We start from the raw sequence: 23,775 nt of genomic DNA, 5'->3' as shown, positions 1-23,775 counted from the left end.
TTCAGCAAATCACAAGCCGCAGGCTCGATATTTCGAGTCGCGGAACAGAAATCGAGAAGGAATCGACATGGCTGACAAGCAATTTGATCTGATCGTGATTGGCGGCGGCCCGGGTGGCTATGCTGCGGCCATCCGCGCCGCGCAGCTCGATCTGAAGACCCTGCTGATCGACGACCGCCAGGGCAGCGACGGCAAGCCCGCGCCGGGCGGCACCTGTCTGAACGTGGGCTGCGTGCCCTCCAAGGCCCTGCTCGATTCGTCCAAGCACTTCCACCACATCCAGCACGACTACACCGAGCACGGCATCAGTGTTTCCGACGTCAGGATGGACGTGGCGAAGATGATCGAGCGCAAGCGCAAGGTCGTCAAGCAGCTCAACAGCGGCCTGATGCAGCTGTTCAAGGCCAACAAGATCGAATTCGCCAATGGCTGGGGCAAGCTGCTGGCCAATCGCGTGGTCGAGGTCAGCCCGCACGAAGGCGAGACCTGGACCGCCGAGGGCAAGCACGTGATGCTGGCCGCCGGCTCCGTGCCGTTCACCATTCCCAACGTCGAGATCGACGGCGAGTACATCGTCGACAACGAAGGTGTGCTGGAATTCGACCAGGTACCGAAGCGCTTCGGCGTCATCGGCGCCGGTGTGATCGGCCTGGAAATGGGCAGCGTCTGGTCTCGCCTCGGTTCGGAAGTGGTGCTGCTCGAGGCCATGGACGAACTGCTCGGCGTCCTCGACACCGACGTGGTCCGCGCCGCGGCTCGTGAATTCAAGAAGCAGGGTCTGGACATCCGCCTCGGCGCGCGCGTGTCCTCGGCGACGGTGAAGGACGGCCAGGTCGTCGTCTCCTACCAAGACGCCCAGGGCGAGCACTCGGAAACCTTCGATCGCCTACTGGTCGCGGTTGGCCGCCGAGCTGCCACGGAAGGCCTGCTGGCCGAGGATGCCGGCATCAAGCTGACCGATCGGGGCCAGATCGACGTCGATGACGACTGCCGCACCTCCGTCGAGAACGTCTGGGCCATCGGTGACATCGTGCGCGGCCCGATGCTGGCGCACAAGGCCTCGGAGGAAGGCATCGCCGTGGTCGAGAAGATCGCCACGGGCCATGGGCACATCAATTTCGAGACCATCCCCTGGGTGATCTACACGGACCCGGAAATCGCCTGGGTCGGAAAGACCGAGCGCCAACTCAAGGACGAGGGCATCGCCTACAAGGCCGGCAGCTTCCCGTTCGCGGCCACTGGCCGTGGTCTGGCCATGGGCCACGCGGCGGGCCACGTCAAGGTGCTGGCCGACGAGGAAGATGACACTCTGCTGGGCGTCCAGATCATCGGGCCGAATGCCTCCGAACTGATCGCCGAGTGCGTCGTGGCGATGGAATTCCACGGCTGCGCCGAGGACCTCGCCCGCATCGTCCATGCCCACCCCACCCTGTCCGAGGCCGTGCACGAAGCGGCGCTGGCCGTCGACAAGCGCGCCATCCACAAGGCCAACTGAGGCGCATTCGAAGGCCCGGGGCCCACGATGGCCCCGGCCCGACTCGGAGCAGGCACCAGCCAAGCCAGATCGACCCCACGGGAGCAGATCATGTCCAGCAACATTCCTTCCTCCTTCAAGGCGTTTCGCATCTTCGACGACGAGGACGGCTATCGTTCGAGCGTGGTCGAGCAGTCGATCGAAGACCAGAACGACGGCGACGTGGTGGTTCGCGTGGCCTGGTCGAGCATCAACTACAAGGACGCGCTCGCCGGAACGGGTCAGGGCAAGATCCTGCGGCGATTTCCGCTCAACGGGGGCATCGATCTGGCCGGCACCGTGGCCGAGAGTCGCTCTGACCGCTTCAAGGAAGGCGATGAGGTCCTGATGACCGGCTGCGGTCTGTCCGAGACCCGCGACGGCGGCTATGCGGAGTATGCCCGGGTGGATTCGAAGTGGCTGGTCCCCCTGCCCGAAGGCCTGAGCCTGCAGGAGGCGATGGTCCTGGGCACCGCCGGATTCACCGCGGCTCTGGGCCTGTATCGAATGGAAGCGAATGGTCAGACCCCGGAAATGGGTTCGATCTGCGTGACCGGAGCGACCGGTGGCGTGGGATCGCTGGCCGTCGACATGTACTCACGGGCCGGCTATTCGGTCACCGCCATCAGCGGCAAGGTCGAGGAGTTCGACTGGTTGCATGCGCTCGGTGCCGAGCAGTGCATCTCCCGCCATGATCTTCACTGGCCCGAGAGCCCGCTGGCCTCGGCGCAATTCGCCGGCGCGCTGGACAATGTCGGTGGTGACACGCTCTCCGGTCTGACCCGGGTGATCAAGCCCTGGGGCAACATCGCCTCCTGCGGCATGGCCAGTGGCATCGGCCTGCACACCACGGTGATGCCCTTCATCATTCGCGGCATCGGCCTGCTCGGTATCAACTCCGCCGCCTGCCCCTACTCGATCAGAGAACAGCTCTGGCAGAAGCTGGCCAGCGACTGGAAGCCTCGGCACCTGGACAGCATTGCCGACGAACCCGTCGATCTGGAGGGCCTGCCGGAGCGCTTCGGACGTTTACTCGAAGGTGGCGGTCGGGGCCGAATCACGGTCAGGCTGGGCTGAGGTGGGCGACGTACGCCAACCGAATAGAGTATGATGATCCGGCAAGATCAATCATTCGCAACAACTCCAAAAAAGGGTGCAACATGGCCAAAGTCTTGATTGTTGACGATTCCGAATCCCAGCTGTTCGCTCTCACCAAGATCGTTGAAGGCGCTGGGCACGAAGTCATCACTGCCGAAAATGGCGAAGAAGGGGTGGAAAAAGCCATCGCGGAAGTCCCGGATCTGATCCTGATGGACGTCGTGATGCCGGGTCTGAACGGTTTTCAGGCCACGCGCAAGATTTCCAAGGACAAGGCCACGGCCCATGTACCGGTGATCTTCGTCACCACCAAGGACCAGGAGACCGACCGGATCTGGGGCATGCGCCAGGGCGCCTCGGCCTACATCACCAAGCCTGTCGACAAGGGTGTCCTGCTCGACGCCATGAACAAGGCCCTCAACGCCTGATGAACATGATCGCCACGGGGCAGCGCCTGCCGGAGGCCTCCTTGACCGTGATGGGCAAGGAAGGTCCCGAAACCATCAGCGCGAACGAGCTGCTCGGCCATGGCCGGGTCGTGCTGTTCGCGGTCCCGGGCGCTTTCACCCCGACCTGCTCGGCCCGCCACCTGCCCGGCTTCGTCGAGCAGGCGGCCAGCCTGAAGTCGCGTGGCGTGGATCGTGTGGTCTGCCTCGCCGTCAACGATATCTTCGTGCTCGAGGCCTGGGCCCAGCAGAAGGACGTGGGTGACAGCGTCGAAATGGTCGCCGACGGCAACGGAGACTTCACTCGCGCCCTTGGCCTGGAGATGGATGCCAGCGCCTTCGGAATGGGCGAGCGCTCACAGCGCTTCGCGATGATTCTGCGCGATGGGATCGTCGAGTCGCTGATGGTCGATGCGCCCGGCGAGTTCCGGGTTTCCAGCGCCGAATACGTCCTCGATCAGCTCTGAACGATCGAACAGGAAGGGCGGCGACTGCTTCAGTCGCCGCTGGCTTGCTCGTAGCGGACGGGATTGACGCCTTGCGGCTCGATGATGCCCAGCTTGAAGCCGCCCCATAGCAGACCCAGCAACAGCAGACTCAATGCCACTCGCCAGCTGAGCCGTCGCACGGCTCGATCGCCCTCGCCCTGATCGTTGACCAGAAAATAGAAGCTCGACGCCAGCGTGTAGAGGATGGCAAGAAAGATTCCGATGATGATGACTTTGCTGAGCAAGGCTGACGACCTGAAGTTGACGGCCGCCCATTATAAAGGTCTCCAGTGAGCACCCCGAAAGTCCTTTCCGTCCTACGCGCCGTGATCCCGCATCTGGCCGCGATCCTCATGCTGAGCCTGACGGTCCGTCTGGCGTTCTGGCAGCTCGACCGTGCCGAGGAGAAAGCGCAACTACTGGCGGAATGGGAGCGAGCGGGCGTCAGCGAACTCGATGGGCGGGATCCCGCAGAGCTGCCCCGCCTGAGCAGCATCCGGGCCCAGGGCCGTTTCGATCCGCAGCGACACCTGTTATTGGACAATCAGATTCGAAACAATTTTCCAGGCGTGCACGTGTTCAGCCTGTTTCAGCCGGACGATGGCGCGCCTCCCTTCCTGGTCAACCGGGGCTGGCAGCCCTGGCAGCGGAACGCAGGGTCCTTCCCGGAATTCCAGACGCCGCTGGACCGTGTCACCATCGAAGGCCGGGTCGCACCTCCACCAAGGGTCGGATTCCGCCTGGGTGAGGCCCGCGTCCTCGATCCCGAGGACTGGCCCGCCCTGGTCACCTATCTGGACCTGGATCGGGTCCGCGAGGTCTTCGGCGACGAGCTGTCGGATCGTATTCTGCTGCTCGATCCGAGCGATCCGGCGCATCTGAGCGGCGACCCCTGGCCTCGTGTCAACATGGGGCCCGAGAAGCACCGCGGCTACGCCTTCCAGTGGGCCGCCATTTCCGCCGCCATCCTCGTGCTCTGGCTCGGCCTGAGCCTTCGCAAGCTGATTCATTCAAGGCGCGCTTCCGGATCCCGATGATCCCGAGGCAAACCCTGGAAGCCCATTGATTCGCCACCGGACCCTAGCATCATGAATCGAAAGATCATTCTTCTCGTCTTCGGCATGTTCACCCTTCCCGTGGTGATTGCCGTCCTGCTCAACAGCCGCTGGGTCGACTGGGAGCCCGGCGGCACGCGCAACCATGGCGAATTCGTCGATCCCGTCGTGCCCCTGCCCGAGAACGACTGGACGAGCAGCGACGGGACCGTCGTGGCCCGCGACGATCTGCTCGATCTCTGGCAGCTGACGCATGTTCGCCGCAGCGCCTGCGATCAGGCCTGCATGGAGGACCTCTACTGGTTGCGTCAGACCCGGATGGCTCAGGACCGCCACGTCCCCGAAGTCGGCCTTTTGCTGATCAGCGCCGAGCCGATCGACGAGGTCCGGCGCGCGGAAATCCTGGCTCTGTCCGAGCAGTTCCGGATCATCGACGGTGCGGCCGGCGCCGAATTGATCGAGGCCTTCCCTGGCAGCGAATCGGCCCCCCTTCGCTACATCATCGACCCCATGGGGAATATAATGATGCGTTACCCCGGCGAGGCCGACCCGAACGGTATTCGACGGGATCTCCATCGCCTGCTGACCTGGACCCAGCGAGACTGATTCGACCATGAGCGCACGTGCCTACCACCGACTCGTCCTGATCGCCCTTTGCCTGACCCTGATCGTGATCGTCCTTGGCGCCTGGGTGCGCCTGACCGATGCCGGTCTCGGTTGCCCGGACTGGCCGGGTTGCTATGGCGAACTGACCTGGCCGAAGACCGAGCAATCGATCGCCGAAGCCAACGAGCGCTGGGCCCATCGCCCGGTCGAAACCGGCAAGGCCGTTCGCGAAATGGTCCACCGCTACTTCGCGGGTGCCCTCGGCCTGCTGATTCTGGCCATCGCCATCTTCGCCTGGCGTCGCCGGCGCGAACCCGGACAGCCGGTCGCCCTGCCCTTCGCATTGCTCGGACTGATCATCTTCCAGGCTGCCCTCGGCATGTGGACCGTCACCCTGCTGCTCAAACCCGCCATCGTGCTCTCGCACCTGATCGGTGGCCTGCTCACCTTCACCCTGCTCAGCTGGTTGTACTGGCGAACTCGGCCGAAGACCGTCCAGACCACCCTGCCCCAACGGCGGCTTCGGGCACCCGTCACCATCGCCCTGGTCGTGCTGATCATGCAGATCATGCTGGGCGGCTGGGTCAGCACCAACTACGCGGCCCTGGCCTGCCCGGACTTCCCGACCTGCATGGGTCAGTGGTGGCCCGAGCAGAACTATTCCGAGGGCTTCACGATCTGGCGCGGCATCGGCGTCGACTACGAGGGTGGCGTACTCGACCAGCCCTCACGGATGGCGATCCACGTCGCCCACCGCATTGGCGCGCTCGTCGTCATCGCCGTGTTCGGCTGGCTGCTGTGGCTGCTGACCCGCACCGAGGGCATGGGCCGTTGGGCCGGTGTCCTCGGGGCCCTGCTGGTCACTCAGATCAGCCTGGGCCTGGCCAACATCCTTGCGGGGCTCCCGCTGGCCGTGGCCGTGGCGCATAACGGCGTGGCGGCGCTACTGCTCGCCACCATGGTGTCGATCCTGTTCCACACTTCGCGCCCGGTCGAGCGTCACCGATGAGTGCCACCTGGCCGCAGCGTTTCGGCCACTTCCTCGCGCTGTGCAAGCTGCGCGTGGTGGCGCTGATCGTGTTCACGGCCCTGGTCGGCATGGCCCTGTCCGTGCCCGGCATGATTCCGCTCGATGCACTGCTGATCGGCAATCTCGGTATCGGCCTCGCGGCCGCCAGTGCCGCCGCGATCAACCATCTGCTCGATGCCCGGGCCGATCGGATCATGGCCCGTACCCGGAACCGGCCGCTGCCCAGGGGCGAGCTGGACGAGCGCCAGGTGCTGGCCTTCGCCATCGCTCTGGCCGTGGCGTCGATGGTACTGCTGGTCGCCTTCATCAACGTCCTGACCGCGGTGCTGACCTTTGCCAGCCTGATCGGCTACGCGGTGATCTACACGGCCTATCTCAAGCACGCCACGCCGCAGAACATCGTGATCGGTGGTGCCGCCGGAGCCGCCCCACCGATCCTCGGCTGGACGGCCGTGACCGGCGAAATCCATGCGCATGCGCTGATCCTGTTCCTGATCGTGTTCGTCTGGACGCCGCCGCATTTCTGGGCCCTGGCCATCTATCGCCGGCATGACTACGAAGCCGCCGACGTGCCGATGCTGCCGGTGACCCACGGCGTCGAGTTTACCCGACTGCAGATCCTGTTCTATTCCATCATCCTCGTGCTGGTCACCCTGCTGCCCTACCTGACCGGCATGAGCGGAGCGGTCTATCTGGCCGGCTCCATCGTGCTCAATATCGGCTTCATGGGCTACGCCCTGGCCATGCTCCGGCCGAAGAGCGAGCAACTCGCCATGCAGATGTTCAACTACTCGGTGATCTATCTGATGGCCCTGTTCGCCTTCCTGTTGATCGACCACTACCTCTGATCCCACGCGACCACGAGACCACGAGACCGACCATGTCCGATTCCAAGACGCCCGCCTCGCCCCTGCACGCGCTCGAAGCCCACGACGAATTCATCGCCCGCCATATCGGGCCGCGCGAGGCCGACATCGCGAAGATGCTCGGGACCATCGGCTGTGAATCCCTCGATGCCCTGATGGCCGAGACGATGCCGGGCAGCATCCTCGATGGTCAGCCGCTGGAAATGGCGCCCTGCGACAACGAGGAGCGCGTCCTCGAAGAACTGCGTGAGATCGCCGACAGCAACCGCCTGAGCCACAGCATGATCGGCCTGGGCTATCACCCGACCCTGGTGCCACCGGTCATTCTTCGCAACGTTCTGGAGAATCCCGGCTGGTACACGGCCTACACGCCCTATCAGGCCGAGATTTCCCAGGGCCGCCTGGAAGGCATGCTGAATTTCCAGCAGATGGTCATGGACCTGACCGGCATGGAACTGTCCAACGCCTCCCTGCTCGACGAGGCCACGGCTGCCGCCGAAGCCATGGCCATGCTCAAGCGCGTCAATCGCAAGTCGAAGTCCAATCGTTTCCTGGTCGATGCCGCCTGCCTGCCGCAGACCATCGACGTGGTCGCCAATCGCGCCGTCCACCTGGGCCTGGAGATCGAGATCTGTGACGATCTGGAGTCGTCGCTCGCCGAAGGGGACTGCTTCGGCCTGCTGATCCAGTATCCGGGCAGCGACGGGGGGCTGCGTGACCTGCAACCCGTGATCGATCGCGCCCACGAACAGGGTGCCCTGGCGGCGGTCGCCTGCGATCTGCTGTCCCTGGCCCTGCTCAAGCCACCGGGTGAAGCCGGCGCGGACGTGGTCGTCGGCTCGGCTCAGCGTTTCGGCGTGCCGATGGCCTACGGTGGGCCGCACGCGGCCTTCCTCGCCACCCGCGAAGACTATCGGCGCAACGTGCCCGGTCGCATCATCGGCGTGTCCCGCGATCGCCACGGCGCCCCTGCCCTGCGCATGGCCCTGCAGACCCGCGAGCAGCACATCCGCCGCGAGAAGGCGATGAGCAACATCTGCACGGCGCAGGCCCTGCTGGCCGTGATGGCCGGTTTCTACGGTGTCTGGCACGGACCCGATGGCATCCGCAAGATCGCTCGTCGCATCCATCGCCATGCCTGCCTGATCGCCGAAGGCCTGCGCTCGGCCGGCTTCGAACTGGTCCACGACGCCTTCTTCGACACCCTGTCCGTGCGCGTCGATGAACCGCAGCGCCAGGCCCTGCTCCATCGCGCTCAGCAGGCGGGCCTGAACCTGCGCGCCGACCAGGACGGCCTGATCGGCATCAGCGTCAACGAATGCACCCGCAAGCGCCACGTCAGCCTGCTCCTCGAATTGCTGACGGGCGAGGCGGTCGACGTCGCCGAACTCGATGCGCGCGTGGACTCGGACTTCCAGGCCATCCCGGCCGAGCTCCGCCGGACCTCGGACTTCATGACCCACGAGGTCTTCGGCCGCTACCACTCCGAGACCGAGATGCTGCGCTACCTGAAGCGCCTGGAAAACAAGGACTTGAGCCTCGCCCACGCGATGATCCCGCTGGGTTCGTGCACGATGAAGCTCAACGCCACGGCCGAGATGATTCCGGTCACCTGGCCCGAGTTCGCCGAGCTGCATCCCTTCTGCCCCTGGGACCAGGCGCGTGGCTACCACACCCTGATCGGCCAGCTCGAGGAGATGCTCGGCCAGCTGACCGGCTTTGCCGGCATCTCCCTGCAGCCCAACGCGGGATCGCAGGGCGAGTACGCCGGTCTGCTGACCATCAAGGCCTTCCACGCCAGCCGTGGCGAATCCCATCGTACGGTCTGCCTGATCCCCTCGTCGGCGCACGGCACCAACCCGGCCAGCGCGCAGATGGTGGGCATGGACATCGTCGTCGTCGGCTGCGATGCGAAAGGCAACATCGACCTCGACGATCTCGAGGCCAAGATCGAAAAGCACCGCGACAACCTGGCTGCCCTGATGATCACCTACCCCTCGACTCACGGAGTGTTCGAGGAAGACGTGGTCACGATCTGCAACAAGGTCCGCGCCGCGGGTGGGCAGGTCTATCTGGATGGCGCGAACATGAACGCGCTGGTCGGCTGGTCCCGAGTGGCCGATTTCGCCGACGTCTGCCATCTGAACCTGCACAAGACCTTCTGCATTCCGCACGGCGGCGGTGGCCCGGGCATCGGCCCGATCGGCGTGCGTGAGCACCTGGTCCAGTTCCTGCCCGGTCACGTCTCCGGCCTGCTCGGGCCCGAGTCCGGCTCGAACCCGGCCGTGGCCGCCGCGCCCTGGGGCAGCGCCGGCATCCTGCCGATCTCCTGGGCCTATATCCGCCTGATGGGTCGCGACGGCCTGCGCCGGGCGACCCAGGTCGCGATCCTGAACGCCAACTACATCGCGCGTCGACTCTCCGGCCATTACGACATCCTCTACACCGGCCGCAACGATCGCATCGCACACGAATGCATCATCGATCTGCGCCCCTTCAAGGACGCGACGGGCATCAGTGAGGAAGACGTCGCCAAGCGCCTCGTCGACTACGGCTTCCACGCCCCGACCATGTCCTGGCCCGTGCCCGGCACGCTGATGATCGAGCCGACGGAAAGCGAGTCCCTGGCCGAACTGGACCGCTTCATCGACGCCCTGATCCAGATCCGCCGCGAGATCGACAAGGTCGGCTCGGGCGAATGGGACGCCGAGGACAACCCCCTCAAGAACGCCCCGCACACGATCCAGGAACTGGCCAGCGACGACTGGTCGCACCCCTACAGCCGCGAAGACGCCGGCTGGCCGGTGCCGTCCCTGCGCCTGGGCAAGTTCTTCGCCAGCGTCGCCCGCGTCGACAACGTCTACGGCGACCGCAACCTGGTCTGCTCCTGCCCACCGCTGGAGGCGTACCAGGAAGCGAGCTGAGGGGAAACGGCGGGGACCCGACGCGCGTCGGGTTCCTGATGGGGGATTCACCATCTCACCGTCGAATTGACGGAGATATCTGCAACATGGTCCGTCGGCCGCGTGGGGCCGACCTACGCAGGGCTGCGGTTCGGTAGGTGCGATCTCGGGATTCACGCGGACGTCCGATGGGCCGGGTTGCCTCCAAGCATCACCGCGAATAATCGAAACCCCGCGCAGGTCAGGCCAGCGCAGGTCGGAGGCTCGGTGCGGTTGGCGGCAGGCCAGAAGCGCCGCGGCGTAGGTCGGGCCCACGCGCCCGACGGTCCATTTCGCGGGCGTCGCCATTAATACGACGGGGTGTTGGAGCCGCCGTCTCCCTCGATCGGTATTCACATTTCCTGGCTCCAGAAAACACGAAGGGCACGAAAAAGCAGTTCGCTTCTTCGTGCCCTTCGTGATCTTCGTGGTTCCAATCCGTCAAGCGGACTGATCGAAACCTTCGATCCGTGGATCAGTCCGTCTTGACCGGCGGCGCCGGGCGGGCCGGGAAGCGCGGCGGATCGCTCTCGATCTTCTGCATGACTTCCTGGATCGCCCGCTCGAGCTGCGGGTCGCGACCGGCGATGACGCTGGCCGGGTCGTTCTCGACTTCGATATCGGGGGTGACGCCCTCGCCTTCGACCACCCAGTTGCCGTTGACGTCGGAGAAGCCGAACTCGGGCACATTCACCGAACCACCGTCGATCAGCGGGCCATGGCTGGTGATACCGACCACGCCACCCCAGCTCTTCTGACCAATCAGCGGCCCGAGACCGGCGTTGCGGAACTGCCAGGGGAAGATATCTCCATCGGAAGCCGAGTTCTCGTCCAGCAGGGCCACGAGATGACCGTTGAAGGCCTCGTTCGGATAGGTGCTCGGGTACGGGTTGGTGCGGGCATAGCCCAGGGCCAGCGGCCGGCGTGACAGGCGCTCGATCAGCATCTGCGACACGTTGCCGCCACCGTTGGAACGCACGTCGATGACCAGGCCCTGCTTGCGGATCTGGCCGTAGTACCACTTGATGAACTCGCGAATGCCGTCCGGGCCCATGTCCGGGATGTGCAGGTACCCGACTCGTCCGTCGGTGGCTTCGCTCACGTAGCGGTGATTGTCGAGCACCCAGGCCAGATAGAACAGCGAGGTCTCGTCGTTGATCGGGTTGACCATCACGGTGCGGGCGTCACGACCGTCCCTGCGCTCCGACACGGTCAGGGCCACGGGCTCGCCCGGCGGCAGCATCAGACGCTGGTAGATGTTCTCCTCGGCGCTGATTTCATGGCCATTGATCGCGATGAGGTAGTCGCCCACGGCGATATTCACTCCGGCTTCGGTCAACGGCGAGCGGTAGCGCGGCTCGTCGTTCTGTCCCTCCAGGATGCGACTGATACGGTATCGGCCCCGATCGGCTTCGAAGCGCGCGCCCAGCAGCGCGACGGGATGCCGCTCCGGCAGGCCTTCATCGCCGCCGGAGACATAAGCGTGGGAGATGTTCAGTTCGCCGATCATCTCACCCATGACGTAGTTCAGGTCCGAACGGTGGGCCACGTGGGCCAGCAGGGGGCGGTACTGCTCACGCAGGGCCTCCCAGTCGTAGCCGTGCATGTTCGGGACATAGAAGTAGTCACGGAAGCGGCGCCAGACCTCGTCGAAGGCGGTGGCCCATTCGGCCACCGGATCGATTCGCGTGCGCAGGCCGTTGGTGGCGACGGCTTCGGGATCTCGGCCTTCCTTGGCCACGTCCAGGACCTGCCAGTTGCTGCCCTGGCGGGCGAGCAGGCGCTTGCCGTCCAGGCTGAGGTCCGTGAACTGGCGACCGTTGGGGAAGTCCACGACCTCCTGATCCTCGAACTTGAAAAAGCGCAGCTTCGGCTGCGATTCCGGCGCGCGGCCATAGTAGAAGGCACTGCCTTCCATGAACAGGACGCCGCCCTCGACGACCGACAGACTCCAGTAGTTGCCCGCATCGACCGGCAGCCGGATCAGGCGTTGGGCCAGGCCGTCGAAGTCGATGTGCGTGGCCTCCGAGTCACCGTTCTCTTCATCGTCGCCGTTGCCGTTGTCATTGCCGTTGGCGACCACACCGGGTTCCTCGGCGTCCTCCGGTGCAAAGGGATTGGGCGCGTCGCTGCTCAGCGCAAAGGCGAAGATGCCGGTGGTCCGGTTGGTGGCGAAGTTCCATTCGATGGACGAGATCTGCGGGGCGAACTCGCGATCCCCCAGGTAATACAGGTACTGGCCGTCCGGCGAGAAGGCCGGTCGGTACTCGGAGAACATGCCGTCGGAGATCCGACGGGTCTCGCCATCGCTCAGGGTGTGCAGGTAGATCGCCCGCATGCCCGATTCCTGGGTCTGGCTGAAGGCAAGCACGTCGCCGGCCGGCGCCCAGACGTAGTCGCGGTTACGCCAGCCCGGATCGCGGCCGACCTCGACCATCTCGCCGTCCCCGTCTGCGGGCAGGATGAAGATGCGACCCTCCTTGTCCGAGACCGCGATGTGCTCGCCATCCGGGGAAACGATCGGCTGATAGAACCGGGTTTCGTGACCCGAAGTCAGCGCGCGCGGCGCTTCGCTGCCATCGGCCGGGACGACGTAGAGTTCTTCTTCGCCGCTGATGTCGGAGACGAAGACGATGGATTGTCCGTCCGGGAACCAGGCCGCCTCGCGATCGTGCGCGGTCGAGCGCCCGGTCAGGCTGCGGGTCACGCCCTCGCCGACCGGAGCATTGAACAGATTGCCGCGGGCTTCGAACAGCACGCGCTGGCCCGTCGGGCTCAGATGCGCGCCATTGATCTGGTCGCTCACGTCGACCCAGCGCGGCCGAGTGTTGACGCCATCGTCCGGCACCGTGATCTCGATGGCCGTGTCACTGCCGTCCTGCACGTTGTAGAGACGCAGCTCGCCGTCCAGCTCGTAGATGATGCGTGAGCGCTCGTCCGAGCTGGCCCAGCGCACGTCCCACTCGGAATGCCGGGTCAACTGCTCGACCGCGCCGCCGTCGGGGTCGACGCGGTACAGGTTGAGCTTGCCGTCCCGATCCGACACGAAATAACCCTGGCCATCGATCCACATCGGATCGCGGTCGGTGCGGGGGTGATCGGTCAGCTGGCGGGCCTGACCTGCCTCGAGATCGAACAGCCACAGATCTTGCGCCCAGCCACCTTCGTAGCGCTTCCAGGTGCGGAAGTCCCGGAACAGCGGCGAGTAGAACACGGCCGAGCCATCCTCGGTGAAGGTGCCCGCACCGGACACGGGCATCGGCATGGCTTCGGGCAGGCCGCCGTCGACGGGCACGGTGTAGAGGGTCGACGAGCTGGAACCCCAGGCATCGCGCTGGGAGCGGAACAGCACGGCCGAGCCATCCGGCGTCCAGCCGTAGACCTGGTGGTCATAGCCCCAGCGCGCCGGCAGCGGACCGGTGGCCGGATACCAGGTCAGCTGACGCGGTTCGCCACCGCTGGCGGGCATGACGTAGACCTGCTCGTCACCACCGTACTGACCGGTGAAGGCGATCCATCGGCCATCGGGGGAGAACTTGGCGAACAGCTCCAGGCCCGGGTGGCTGGTCAGGCGATAGGCGGTCCCGCCCTGGACCGGAGCGCCCCACAGGTCGCCGCCATAGCTGAACACGACGCGATCGCCGTGCACATCGGGAAAGCGCAGCAGCTTGGTATTGGCCGCTGCACTCGACGCTGCGAGCAGCAGGGCCGTCAGGGCCAGCAGGCGCGGAAGAAACTGGGACTGAAGCATGTCGAACCTCTCGATCTCATGAACACGAACCACCGCTGCGGTGGCGGCAAACCCCGTGAGTTTAAGTCAGGCACCGTCAAGTGTTGCGGGCCAGAAGTCATGGCCGTGGAGGAAAGTGAGAGGTGCATCGCAGAAACCCATCGGTTAATATCGGGGTCGGCTCGCCACTCGGGCCAGCGATGAACCTGCCGGAGGGCCAGACAGGCGCCCGCCTCCGGCATTGGGGAACGGCCTGGCCGTTGTTGTGGAGGTTCGTCATCGGCGTCCGGGCGCTGCAACGGTAACCACGACGGAACTCGAACAATCCATGACTGACAAGACGATCGCTCCGCGCCATCGCGCGCTTCGCCTGCTTGGCGGGCTGGCCCTCGGCCTGCTGACCGCCACCGTATTCGCTCAGGATCCCTGGGTCCGAATCCACCCGACCGGCAGCGACCTGCTGCTCGATCAACTGCGCCAGAGCAGTCAGCTCGAAGACTACGGCTCGATCGTGTTCGGCCAGCTGGACGAGGCAAGCATTGCCGAACTCGAGCGCCGCGGGCATCGCATCGAAGTGTCCGAGAATCCCTTTCTCGTGACTCTGGGAGAGGAAAACTTCGACCCGGTCGAGCGAGGCAGCCGCATGACCCTCCCGGCCGCGAATCCTGCTGGCGACTTCCATTTCATCCAGTTCAAGGGCCCGATCCGTCCCGAGTGGCTGGAGAGCCTCCGGCAGAACGGCATCGAAATCGTCCAACCGCTGCATCCGTTCAGCTATTTCGTCTGGGCCTCCGCCGACAAGCTGCGCACCATCAACGAGCATGCCGCCATCCGCTGGTCACAGCCGATGGAAGCCGGCTGGAAGGTGCAGCCGCATCTGAGAAGCTTCAGCAACGAGGCGCGTCCGACCATGATGCTGATCAGCGCCCACGGTGACCTGGACGATCGAATCGCTCGCCTGCGTGAACTCGGCTCGGTCAGCGCCATCACCCCGATGGGGCGGCACTTCGTCGTCGTCCAGATCGACGATCTGCCCGGCGACCGCTACAACGAACTGGCCCAGTGGCCGGGCGTCTACACCATCCAGTACATCCGCCCCGAGGCCGGCCCGCGAGGGGAAATGTCGAACCAGAGTGTCGTCGGCAACTACGATGGCTCGGAAACGGTCTTTCCCGGCTATGCGACCTGGCTCGGCGACACGGGCTTCGATGGCACGGGCATCATCGTCGGTGTCGTCGACGGTCGCGTGCTGACCACCCACGTCGACCTGGCCGATCGCATCGTCAGCTGCGATGGCACGAATGGCAGTTGCACCACATCCGGATCGGATTCTCATGGCACGCACGTGGCCGGTGCCATTGCAGGCACCGGCGCGACCGGCACCCTGCTCAACGGCTTCCTGCGTGGCCAGGGCGTCGCCCCCGGTGCAAGCATCGTGACGCAGGAGTATGGCCCCTTCCTCGGAGCCGGCCCCGGCGGCATGGTCGCCGACGGCATGCTCAGCATCTATCAGGACTCGGCCCGCAGCGGCGCCCTCCTGACCAACAACTCCTGGGGGCCGACGACCACCCCACAGGGCTACGACATTCCGACCCAGCAGATCGATTTCATCGTTCGTGACGCCGACCCGGACACGCCCGGATACCAGACCATCCTCCCGGTCTGGTCGATCATGAACGGCGGCGGTGATGGCGGCGGCGCCTGTGCGCCGAGCTCCCTGGCCTCGCCCGACGAAGCGAAGAACCTGTTCGCCGTCGGTTCGACCGCGCTGCAGGCCACCAACGGCACTCAGCTGAGCAACATCTTCCGTATTTCCACGAACTCGGCCCATGGCCCGGCCTGCGACGGCCGCCGGCGACCGGACATCGTGGCGCCGGGCTGCAACACGGACAGCACCACCAATTCCTCCAACACATCCCATTCCGCGAACTTCTGCGGCACCTCGATGGCCTCCCCCATCGTTTCGGGCGCCGTGGCGATCTGGTCCCAGAAGTACATCGCCGAGACCGGCAACCCACCCTCTCCGGCCCTGACCAAGGCGGTGTTCACCGCGGCGGCCCAGAACCTCGAAGGGGAACCGAACGCCGATGGCGTCACCATGGGCCATCGTCCGGACCGTTTCCAGGGCTACGGCCGCATCGACCTCGAGCTGGTCATGAACCACGGCCTCGAAGTCTTCATGAGCGACCAGGAAACCGTCTTCGACAGCACCGGTGATGCCTACATGATCGGTCTGAACGCCGTCAATCCGGCCGAACCGATCCGCATCATGCTGGCCTGGACTGACGCCCCGGGTGCCGGGCTGGCGGGGTCCACGCCGGCCTGGGTGAACGATCTGGACCTGAGCGTCGAGACCGGCGGCAGCACCTTCCTCGGCAACGTCATCGGCGCGGACGGCTGGTCGGCCACCGGTGGCAGCGCCGACGATCGCAACAACCTGGAAGGCGTCTTCCTGAGCCCGGCCCAGCACGGCGGTGCCGTTAACGTCACGGTCACGGCGGCCAACCTCGCCGGCGATGCGCTCAACCCCTACAACCCGGGCGCACCGAGCCAGGATTTCGCCCTGGTCTGCTACAACTGCATCGTCGGGGACCCGACCTTCACCCTGGACCTGCAGGGCGGGCCGATCGGCGCCTGCGTCCCCGAACCCGGCAATGACATCAGCTTCCCGCTCACCGTCAATGTCGGCACCCTGGGCGCTTACAGCGGCACGGTCGATCTGTCGACCAGCGGCCTCCTGCCGGGCGGCATCTCCAGTGGCTTCAGCCCGGCCTCGGTCAGCGCACCGGGGGTCTCGACCTGGACCGTCACCATCGACGATTCGGCCAGCCCCTTCATCGGCAGCATCCCGCTGAACGGCGATGACGGCTTTGACCAGCAGAGCCTGGACCTGGCGATCGTGATCGACGAGCCCCTGGCCACTGCACCGAACCAGATCGCACCGATCGATGGCGCCACAGACCTCCAACTGCAGCCGACCTTGAGCTGGGACCCGATTCCCGGCGTCTCCAGCTACCAGCTCGTCGTCTTCCCGACCGGCATCCCGGCCGCGATCGTCGACACGGAGGTCAACGGCACCAGCTTCCAGATCCCCGTCGAGCTCGACACGGGCACCGAGTACAGCTGGCGCGTCGCCGGTCTCAACAACTGCGGCGATGCCAATTACTCACCGACGCGCACCTTCACGACCCGCCTCGAGCCCGTGGCCAGTTACTCGGCCAGCCAGTTCGGGATGACCGTGGCCTCCGGTGATTCCGCCAGCAGCCCGCTCGAAATCGGCAATGTCGGCACCGGCAACCTCACCTGGAGCGTGGCCACCGATCAGCTGGCCGGCCTGGCACCGCGCGGCGTGATCGATCCGGCACTGGACGAGGTGCTGAACGTCGGCAGCTTCTCCCTGACGGGTGACGCCGGTGGCGGCAACGTCGAAGAGTTCACCATCCCGGCCGGCGTGCTGACCCAGGGCACGGTGCTCGGTTTCGCCTTCGAGGGCACGGTCTCCGGCATCACCGGGAACAGCGACTGGGCCTCGGACATGCGCATGGTCATCACCAGCCCCGAGGGCGACATCTTCGATGTCGGCGGTTTCAGCAATGAAGTCAATGCCTGGGACTTCCAGGGCAGCGCCTCGGCCAACGACGGCACCTATTCGAGCGTCCATGCCGCCGCCTTCGATCCCGGCACCACCGACGAAGGCGACTGGACCCTGACCTTCCGCCACGGTTGGGTCAGCGCCAGCGCCGGCACCATGAACTGGAGCAACGTGACCGTCACGCTGCTCAAGGAACCGCTGCCCTACTGCGTCGACCCCCTGAACGCCGTGTCCTGGCTGTCGGTCACCCCCGAGTCCGGAAGCGTCGGACAGGGACAGACCCAGCAGGTCAGCGTCGATGTCGATGCCAGCGGCATGTTGCCGGGCAGCTACACCGCCTACCTCTGCGTCAGCAGCAACGACCCGAACGCCGACATGACGGCGATCCCGGTCGATCTGACGGTCACCGAGAACACGGACGATGTGTTCGAGGACCGCTTCGAGCTGCTTCCCTGAGGCTCGATCATCTGAGGGGCCCGGTCGTTGATTCGGCCGGGTCCCCTCGCTCCCTGATCAAACCGGATTTGCCATGTCGATGCTTCGAATCGCTTCACTCGTCCTTGTTCTGGCCCTGAGCTCGATGCTGCAGGCCAACGAGTCCACGGTCATCAAGATCTACGATGTGCCGCGGGCCGACTACAACCGGCTTCGCTACCTGGGTGACTTCTGGGGGATCAACTGGCGCGAGGGCTATGTCAATCTCTACGTCACCCAACGCGGCCTGGCCGAAGTGCAGGCGCTCGGCTACCGTGTCGAGATCGATCGGGAAAAGACCGATGCCCTGATCCGCTTCCGTGACATCGACCGCGAGGCCTGGCGAATCAGCGGCGTCGGTGGCGTTCCGGGCTTTCCCTGCTATCGGACCGTCGACGAAACGAATGCCGCCCTCTCGGGCCTGGCCAGCGCTCATCCGAACCTGGCGCGCTGGGAGGACATCGGTGACACCTGGCGCAAGGCCAATGGCCAGCCCGGCGGTGATGACATCAACGTGCTCGTCATCGGCAATCAGTCCAGCCCGCATCCACAGGCACCGCTGGTCATCATGGCCGCCCAGCACGCTCGTGAACTGACCACGGCCGAGTCCGCCACCCGCTTTGCCGAGTGGCTGGTCAATGGCTATGGCAACGATGCCACGGCCACCTGGCTGCTCGACCATCGCGAAATCCATATCATTGCCCAACACAACCCGGATGGCCGTCGAGAAGTCGAGGGCGGCGAGTCCTTCTGGCGCAAGAACGCCAACACCAATGCCTGCCCCAGCGGCACCGTGGGCGTGGATCTGAACCGCAACAGCAATGTTTACTGGGGCCAGTTCTCCGACACCAACTCGTGCTCGGAGACCTATCGGGGACCCGGCGCCGGCTCCGAGCCCGAGACTCAGGCCGTCCAGGACTATCTCGATACGGTGTTCACCGATTATCGCGACAACGCGGCCGATCCCGGTTTCGATGCGCTGATCCCGGATACCGCCGAAGGCATCTTCCTGTCCCTGCACAGCTACAGCGAACTGATCCTGTTTCCCTGGGAAGGTCGGGGCGGCGGCACCAGCAACCATGCGGCCAATCATGAGCAACTCGCCTGGCTGGGCCGCAAGATGGGCTTCTTTACCGACTATCAGGTCGGCCGCGACATTCTCTACTCCTCGGGCGGCACGATGCCGGACTACGCCCATGGCATGCTCGGCGTGGCCGCCTATACCTACGAAATCGGCACCAGTTTCCAGCAAAGCTGCTCGAGCTTCGAGAATGACATCTGGGCCGACATCCTGGCCTCTCTGATCTACAACGCCAAGGCCGCCGCACGGCCCTACGCCGCGCCCTCGGGGCCGGACGTGGTGAATCTGACAGCGGTCTTCGACGCCAGCCAGGGCCAGCTCCTCATCCAGGGCCTGGCCGATGACACGCGCTACGCTCGCGGAGGCGTCAGCGAAGGCCCGGCAAACGACCCGATCACCAGCATCAGCAGCGTGACCGCCAGCCTGGACCTGCCGCCGGCACTCGCCGGAACCACCTACAGCCTGAATCTGGACGGCAGCGGGACGTCGGTCAGCTTCAGCGGCGATCTTTCGATCCCGGGACTGGACCTCAGCCAGCCTCGCCTGCTGTTCGTTCAAGCCACCGACGCGTCGGGTCAGGCCGGCGTGCTCGAAGCCGTCTGGATCCAGGAGCAGCTGGCCAGCGTGGCACCCGGACAGCTCCTGGTCACCGTGCCCGGCCAGGGTATGGGTCTCGGTCAGATCGAATTGAGTAATTCCGGGTCCTCCCGAGCCCTGGCCTGGTCGATCGCCAGCGACCTGCCCGCTCAGCGCGGGTCAGGCTACGATCCGGCGCTCGACGAGACCTTGAGCCTGAGCGATTTCGTGATCCAGGGTAATGGCAGCTACAGCGAGGTGCTGCCTGCAGGCGTGAGCACGGTCGGCTCGGTGGTGGGCTTCAGCTTCTCCGGGGACGTCACAGGAGTCAGCAACAACCAGACCTGGGCCTCCGATCTCCAGCTCACGATCACCGCACCCGGTGGCAGCAGCTATGCGGTCGGCGGCTTCCAGACGGGCAACCCGCCCTGGGACTTCGATGGCTCAGGATCCAATAGCGACGGCAGCTACAGCAGTACGCACATCGACGAGCTCCCCTTCGGCCCCGAAGGCGTGGCCGACGATGGCAACTGGACCTTCGAGTTCCTGCACACCTACAACGACGCCATGACCTGGTCGAACGTGACGGTCACCCTGCACAAGCAGGCGCCACCGATCTGCGTCGACCCGCAGGGCGTGGCCTGGCTCAGCATCAGCCCGAGCTCGGGCAGCCTGCCGGCGGGTCAGTCGTTGCCTATCCAGATCGAAGTCGATGGCAGCCTGATGCCCGGCGACAACGCCCAGGCCCTGCTCTGCCTCAGCACGGACGACCCGCTGCTCCCCCTGGCCGTGATCGAAGTCACCGCCACCCGCAGCGCCGACCCGCTGTTCGAGGATCGCTTCGAGCAATAGATCTTCGATGTGAACGGGCACCCGGCCTCTCGGGTGCCCCTGACGCTATCGCCATGGTCATAGCTCGATCAGCGCCCGACCTGCGGTATTCTCGCTTCCAGCTCCCACCCGGGTTTGGCATCGCGTAGGTCGCGCCAGCGCAGGTTGAAGGCGCGGTGCGGTTGGCCAAAGGCCAGAAGCGCCGCGGCGTAGACCGACCGCGCGTGCGCCCGACGGTCCATGTCGCAGCCTTCTCCGTCAACGCGACGATGAGCGGTAAGCCTATGTCCCCGCTAGCTCGCGTAGGTCGGGCCCACGCGCCCGACGGTCCATGCATCCGTAATCTCCACGAACCCCACGGCGCAATGCCGCAACTGCCATGGAAAACCCGACGCACGCATGCCGCCGTCGTCGCTCCCCATCCTACAAGCGATGCTTTTGGGTGTTGTCGGGATTCGATGGACTGCGGTGTTCATCATCGAGTTGCCGGCGGTGCCTGCGGCATGCGTGCGTCGGGTTCCTGGCGGGGGACTCATCATCTCTTTGTCGGATTGACGGAGATGCCTGCGACATGGTCCGTCGGCCACGTGGGGCCGACCTACGTATCATGTGACGGGTTTCTGAAGGGCAATCCACCCTCTCGTTGTCGGATTGACGGAGATCCCTGCGACATGGACCGTCGGCCACGTGGGGCCGACCTACGGCGAGCTTCGATCGGGCCACGTGTAGGTCGGGGTCATATCCCCGACGGACCATGTCGCAGAAATCTCCGCCAAGGCGATTGGCGACCGCCGAGGATCATTCGTCCTCGGCGATGTCGCCCTCTTCTTCGTCGTCTTCCGAGGCGGCGACGCGGGCCATGCCGATGACCTGCTCGTCCTTGCCGAGGCGGATCAGGGTCACGCCCTGGGTGTTGCGGCCGAGGCGGGAGATCTCGTGCGCCGAAGTCCGGACCAGGGTGCCGGCGTTGGAGGTCAGCATGACATCGTCGTCGTCATTGACCGACAGGGCCGCCACCAGAGCACCGTTGCGCTCGGACACCTGGATGCCGATCACGCCCTGTCCGCTGCGCTTGTAGACCGGGAACTCCTGCAGGGCCGTACGCTTGCCGTAGCCATTGGCCGTGGCCAGCAGCACATCGCCCTCGCCTTCGTCATCGGCGTCGTTCGTGACCAGCATCGAGACGACCTGCTGATCATCCTTGAGGCGGATGCCGACCACGCCGCGGGTCTGGCGACCCATCGGGCGAACGTCGTCTTCGTGGAAGCGAATCGTCTTGCCCGCCGAGGAGAACAGCAGAATGTCGCGCTTGCCATCGGTGAAGGCCACGTCGACCAGTTCATCACCTTCCTCGAGCAGCACGGCCCAGATGCCGTTGGCCCGGATATTGGCGAAATCGGACAGCGGCGTCTTCTTGACCCGGCCGGCGCGCGTGGCGAAGAACACGAACCAGTCCTCGGGGAATTCGCGCGTCGGCAGCACGGCGTTGATCCGCTCACCCTCATCCAGCGGGAGCAGATTGACCATCGGTCGCCCGCGGCTGTTGTGGCCGGCCTGCGGCAGCTCGTAGACCTTGGTCTTGTAGACCTTGCCCGCGCTGGTGAAGACCAGCAGGGTGTCGTGGGTGTTGGTGACCCAGAAGCGTTCGACGAAATCCTCGTCCTTGGTCTTCGTCGCCGAGCGGCCTCGCCCGCCGCGCTTCTGGGCCCGATAGCGGTCCAGGGGCTGGTACTTGGCGTAGCCGGCATGGGACAGGGTCACGACCACGTCTTCGGGCGTGATCAGGTCTTCCATGGTCAGATTCAGATGGTCGCGAACGATCTCCGAGCGGCGCTCGTCCCCGTACTGGTCCTTGAGCGCTTCGAGCTCGTCACGGATGACCTGCATCAGGGCGTCCGGCTCGGAGAGGATGCGCATCAGTTCCTTGATCTGGCCGAGAATTTCCTGATATTCCTCGGCCAGCTTTTCCTGCTCCAGACCGGTCAGCTTCTGCAGACGCAGATCGAGGATCGCCTGGGCCTGGGCCGGGGAGAGCTGGTAATCGCCGTCCTCGTGCAGGCCGTATTCGGGCAGCAGTGCTTCCGGACGGGACAGCTCGGAGCCCGCCTGGCCCAGCAGGGCCTTGACCAGACCCGCGTCCCAGCGCCGTCCCTGCAGGGCCTCGCGGGCCTGCGCCGGCGTCGGCGACTGCTTGATCAGCTCGATGACCTCGTCCAGGTTGGCCAGGGCAACGGTCAGGCCTTCGAGGATGTGAGCACGATCACGCGCCTTGCGCAGCTCGAACAGGGTCCGGCGGGTGACCACTTCGCGGCGATGCGACAGGAAGGCCTGCAGGATCTCTCTGATATTTAGGACCTTCGGCTGGTTGTCCACCAGCGCCACCATGTTGATCCCGAACACGGTCTGCAGCTGGGTCTGCTGATACAGATTGTTCAGCAGCACCTCGGGGACCTCGCCGCGCTTGATCTCGATGACCATGCGCATGCCGTCCTTGTCGGACTCGTCCCGCAGCTCGGAAATGCCTTCGAGCTTCTTCAGCTTGACCAGCTCGGCGATCTTCTCGAGCAGGCGCGCCTTGTTGACCTGGAAGGGCAGCTCCGTGACCACGATGCGCGAACGGCCCGTGTCGTCATCGGTTTCGACGTGCGAGCGTGCGCGCAGGTAAATGCGGCCACGGCCCGTGCGATAGGCCTGGTCGATGCCGTCGGCGCCGTTGATGATGGCAGCCGTCGGGAAATCCGGCCCCGGCAGGAATTCCATGATGCCGTCGATGTCGAGCTCGGGGTCGTCGATCATCGCCAGCAAGGCGCTGACGACCTCATTCAGATTATGCGGCGGAATGTTCGTGGCCATGCCGACGGCGATCCCCGCCGAACCGTTGACCAGCAGGTTCGGCACCCGGGTCGGCATGACGGTCGGCTCGTGCTCCGACTCGTCGTAGTTGGGCACGAAATTGACCGTTTCCTTGTCGATGTCGGCCAGGATCTCGTGCGCCAGGCGCGCCATGCGCACCTCCGTGTAACGCATGGCCGCCGGCGAATCGCCGTCCACCGAGCCGAAGTTCCCCTGCCCGTCGACGAGCATGTAGCGCAGCGAAAAGGGCTGAGCCATGCGCACGATCGTGTCGTAGACGGCCGTGTCGCCGTGCGGATGGTACTTACCGATGACGTCACCGACCACGCGGGCCGATTTCTTGTAGGCCTTGTTGTAGTCGTTGCCCAGTTCGTGCATCGCATAGAGCACGCGACGGTGCACCGGCTTGAGCCCGTCGCGCACGTCCGGCAGGGCTCGACCCACGATCACGCTCATCGCGTAATCGAGGTAACTCTGCCGCATTTCGTCTTCGAGGTTGACCTGCAGTACTTCGCGTGCCAGTTCGGCCATTCGGGAACTTCCTAGGTCTTGTCAGGTTGCGTTATCAAGCGTCTGTTTCAAAAGCATTTTTTC

General features: G+C 65.1%; 14 protein-coding genes. 11 read left to right on the top strand and 3 right to left on the bottom strand.

What is annotated here, in order from left to right; translation table 11 throughout:
• Positions 1-67 precede the first annotated feature (67 nt).
• From lpdA to WM2015_RS07735, 4 genes are all read left to right on the top strand, one after another.
• A complete protein-coding gene (lpdA, locus tag WM2015_RS07750; protein ID WP_049725503.1) occupies positions 68-1,495 on the top strand; it encodes a dihydrolipoyl dehydrogenase in 1,428 nt (475 codons plus the stop codon).
• A 90-nt stretch (positions 1,496-1,585) separates the two neighbouring features.
• Positions 1,586-2,590, top strand: coding sequence for an oxidoreductase (locus WM2015_RS07745; protein WP_049727017.1), 1,005 nt, complete (start codon positions 1,586-1,588; stop codon positions 2,588-2,590).
• An 83-nt stretch (positions 2,591-2,673) separates the two neighbouring features.
• Positions 2,674-3,039, top strand: a complete 366-nt coding sequence (locus WM2015_RS07740; RefSeq protein WP_049725502.1) for a response regulator — start codon at positions 2,674-2,676, stop codon at positions 3,037-3,039.
• On the top strand, positions 3,039-3,524 hold the full coding sequence (locus tag WM2015_RS07735) for a peroxiredoxin (protein ID WP_245609741.1): 486 nt from the start codon (positions 3,039-3,041) through the stop codon (positions 3,522-3,524). The genes WM2015_RS07740 and WM2015_RS07735 overlap by 1 nt, the downstream gene beginning before the upstream one ends.
• A gap of 29 nt (positions 3,525-3,553) precedes the next feature.
• Here the strand turns inward: WM2015_RS07735 and WM2015_RS07730 are convergent, their stop codons facing one another.
• Entirely contained in the window at positions 3,554-3,790 is a 237-nt protein-coding gene (locus WM2015_RS07730) for a DUF2909 domain-containing protein (RefSeq protein WP_049725501.1), read from the bottom strand.
• A gap of 45 nt (positions 3,791-3,835) precedes the next feature.
• On the opposite strand from WM2015_RS07730, the gene WM2015_RS07725 reads away from it, so the two are divergent.
• The 5 genes from WM2015_RS07725 to gcvP are packed head-to-tail and all read left to right on the top strand — an operon-like array spanning position 3,836 to position 10,026.
• Complete coding sequence (locus WM2015_RS07725; protein ID WP_156200993.1) at positions 3,836-4,582, top strand: SURF1 family protein; 747 nt, start codon at positions 3,836-3,838, stop codon at positions 4,580-4,582.
• Between the two features lie 51 nt (positions 4,583-4,633).
• Complete coding sequence (locus tag WM2015_RS07720; RefSeq protein ID WP_049725499.1) at positions 4,634-5,206, top strand: hypothetical protein; 573 nt, start codon at positions 4,634-4,636, stop codon at positions 5,204-5,206.
• A 7-nt stretch (positions 5,207-5,213) separates the two neighbouring features.
• Positions 5,214-6,215 carry a COX15/CtaA family protein gene (locus WM2015_RS07715; RefSeq protein WP_049725498.1) on the top strand — a complete coding sequence of 334 codons (1,002 nt, stop codon included), beginning with the start codon at positions 5,214-5,216 and terminating at the stop codon, positions 6,213-6,215.
• On the top strand, positions 6,212-7,084 hold the full coding sequence (cyoE, locus tag WM2015_RS07710; RefSeq protein ID WP_049725497.1) for a heme o synthase: 873 nt from the start codon (positions 6,212-6,214) through the stop codon (positions 7,082-7,084). Before WM2015_RS07715 ends, cyoE begins: the two co-directional genes overlap by 4 nt.
• A 32-nt stretch (positions 7,085-7,116) precedes the next feature.
• The gene (gcvP, locus tag WM2015_RS07705) at positions 7,117-10,026 is read left to right on the top strand and encodes an aminomethyl-transferring glycine dehydrogenase (protein WP_049725496.1); all 2,910 of its coding nucleotides are present in this window, start codon (positions 7,117-7,119) and stop codon (positions 10,024-10,026) included.
• A gap of 493 nt (positions 10,027-10,519) precedes the next feature.
• Here the strand turns inward: gcvP and WM2015_RS07700 are convergent, their stop codons facing one another.
• The gene (locus WM2015_RS07700) at positions 10,520-13,795 is read right to left on the bottom strand and encodes a S41 family peptidase (RefSeq protein WP_049725495.1); all 3,276 of its coding nucleotides are present in this window, start codon (positions 13,793-13,795) and stop codon (positions 10,520-10,522) included.
• A gap of 307 nt (positions 13,796-14,102) precedes the next feature.
• On the opposite strand from WM2015_RS07700, the gene WM2015_RS07695 reads away from it, so the two are divergent.
• Both WM2015_RS07695 and WM2015_RS07690 read left to right on the top strand, forming a co-directional pair.
• Complete coding sequence (locus WM2015_RS07695; RefSeq protein WP_049725494.1) at positions 14,103-17,822, top strand: S8 family serine peptidase; 3,720 nt, start codon at positions 14,103-14,105, stop codon at positions 17,820-17,822.
• Between the two features lie 73 nt (positions 17,823-17,895).
• A complete protein-coding gene (locus WM2015_RS07690) occupies positions 17,896-20,349 on the top strand; it encodes a M14 family zinc carboxypeptidase (RefSeq protein WP_049725493.1) in 2,454 nt (817 codons plus the stop codon).
• Between the two features lie 777 nt (positions 20,350-21,126).
• On the opposite strand, the gene gyrA is transcribed toward WM2015_RS07690, so the two are convergent.
• Positions 21,127-23,712: a DNA gyrase subunit A gene (gene gyrA, locus WM2015_RS07685; protein WP_049725492.1), complete on the bottom strand. Its 2,586-nt coding sequence runs from the start codon at positions 23,710-23,712 to the stop codon at positions 21,127-21,129.
• Positions 23,713-23,775: the final 63 nt, after the last annotated feature.

The organism is Wenzhouxiangella marina (assembly GCF_001187785.1).
Lineage (GTDB): Bacteria > Pseudomonadota > Gammaproteobacteria > Xanthomonadales > Wenzhouxiangellaceae > Wenzhouxiangella > Wenzhouxiangella marina.
This window is presented reverse-complemented; position numbering and strand designations above follow the sequence as displayed.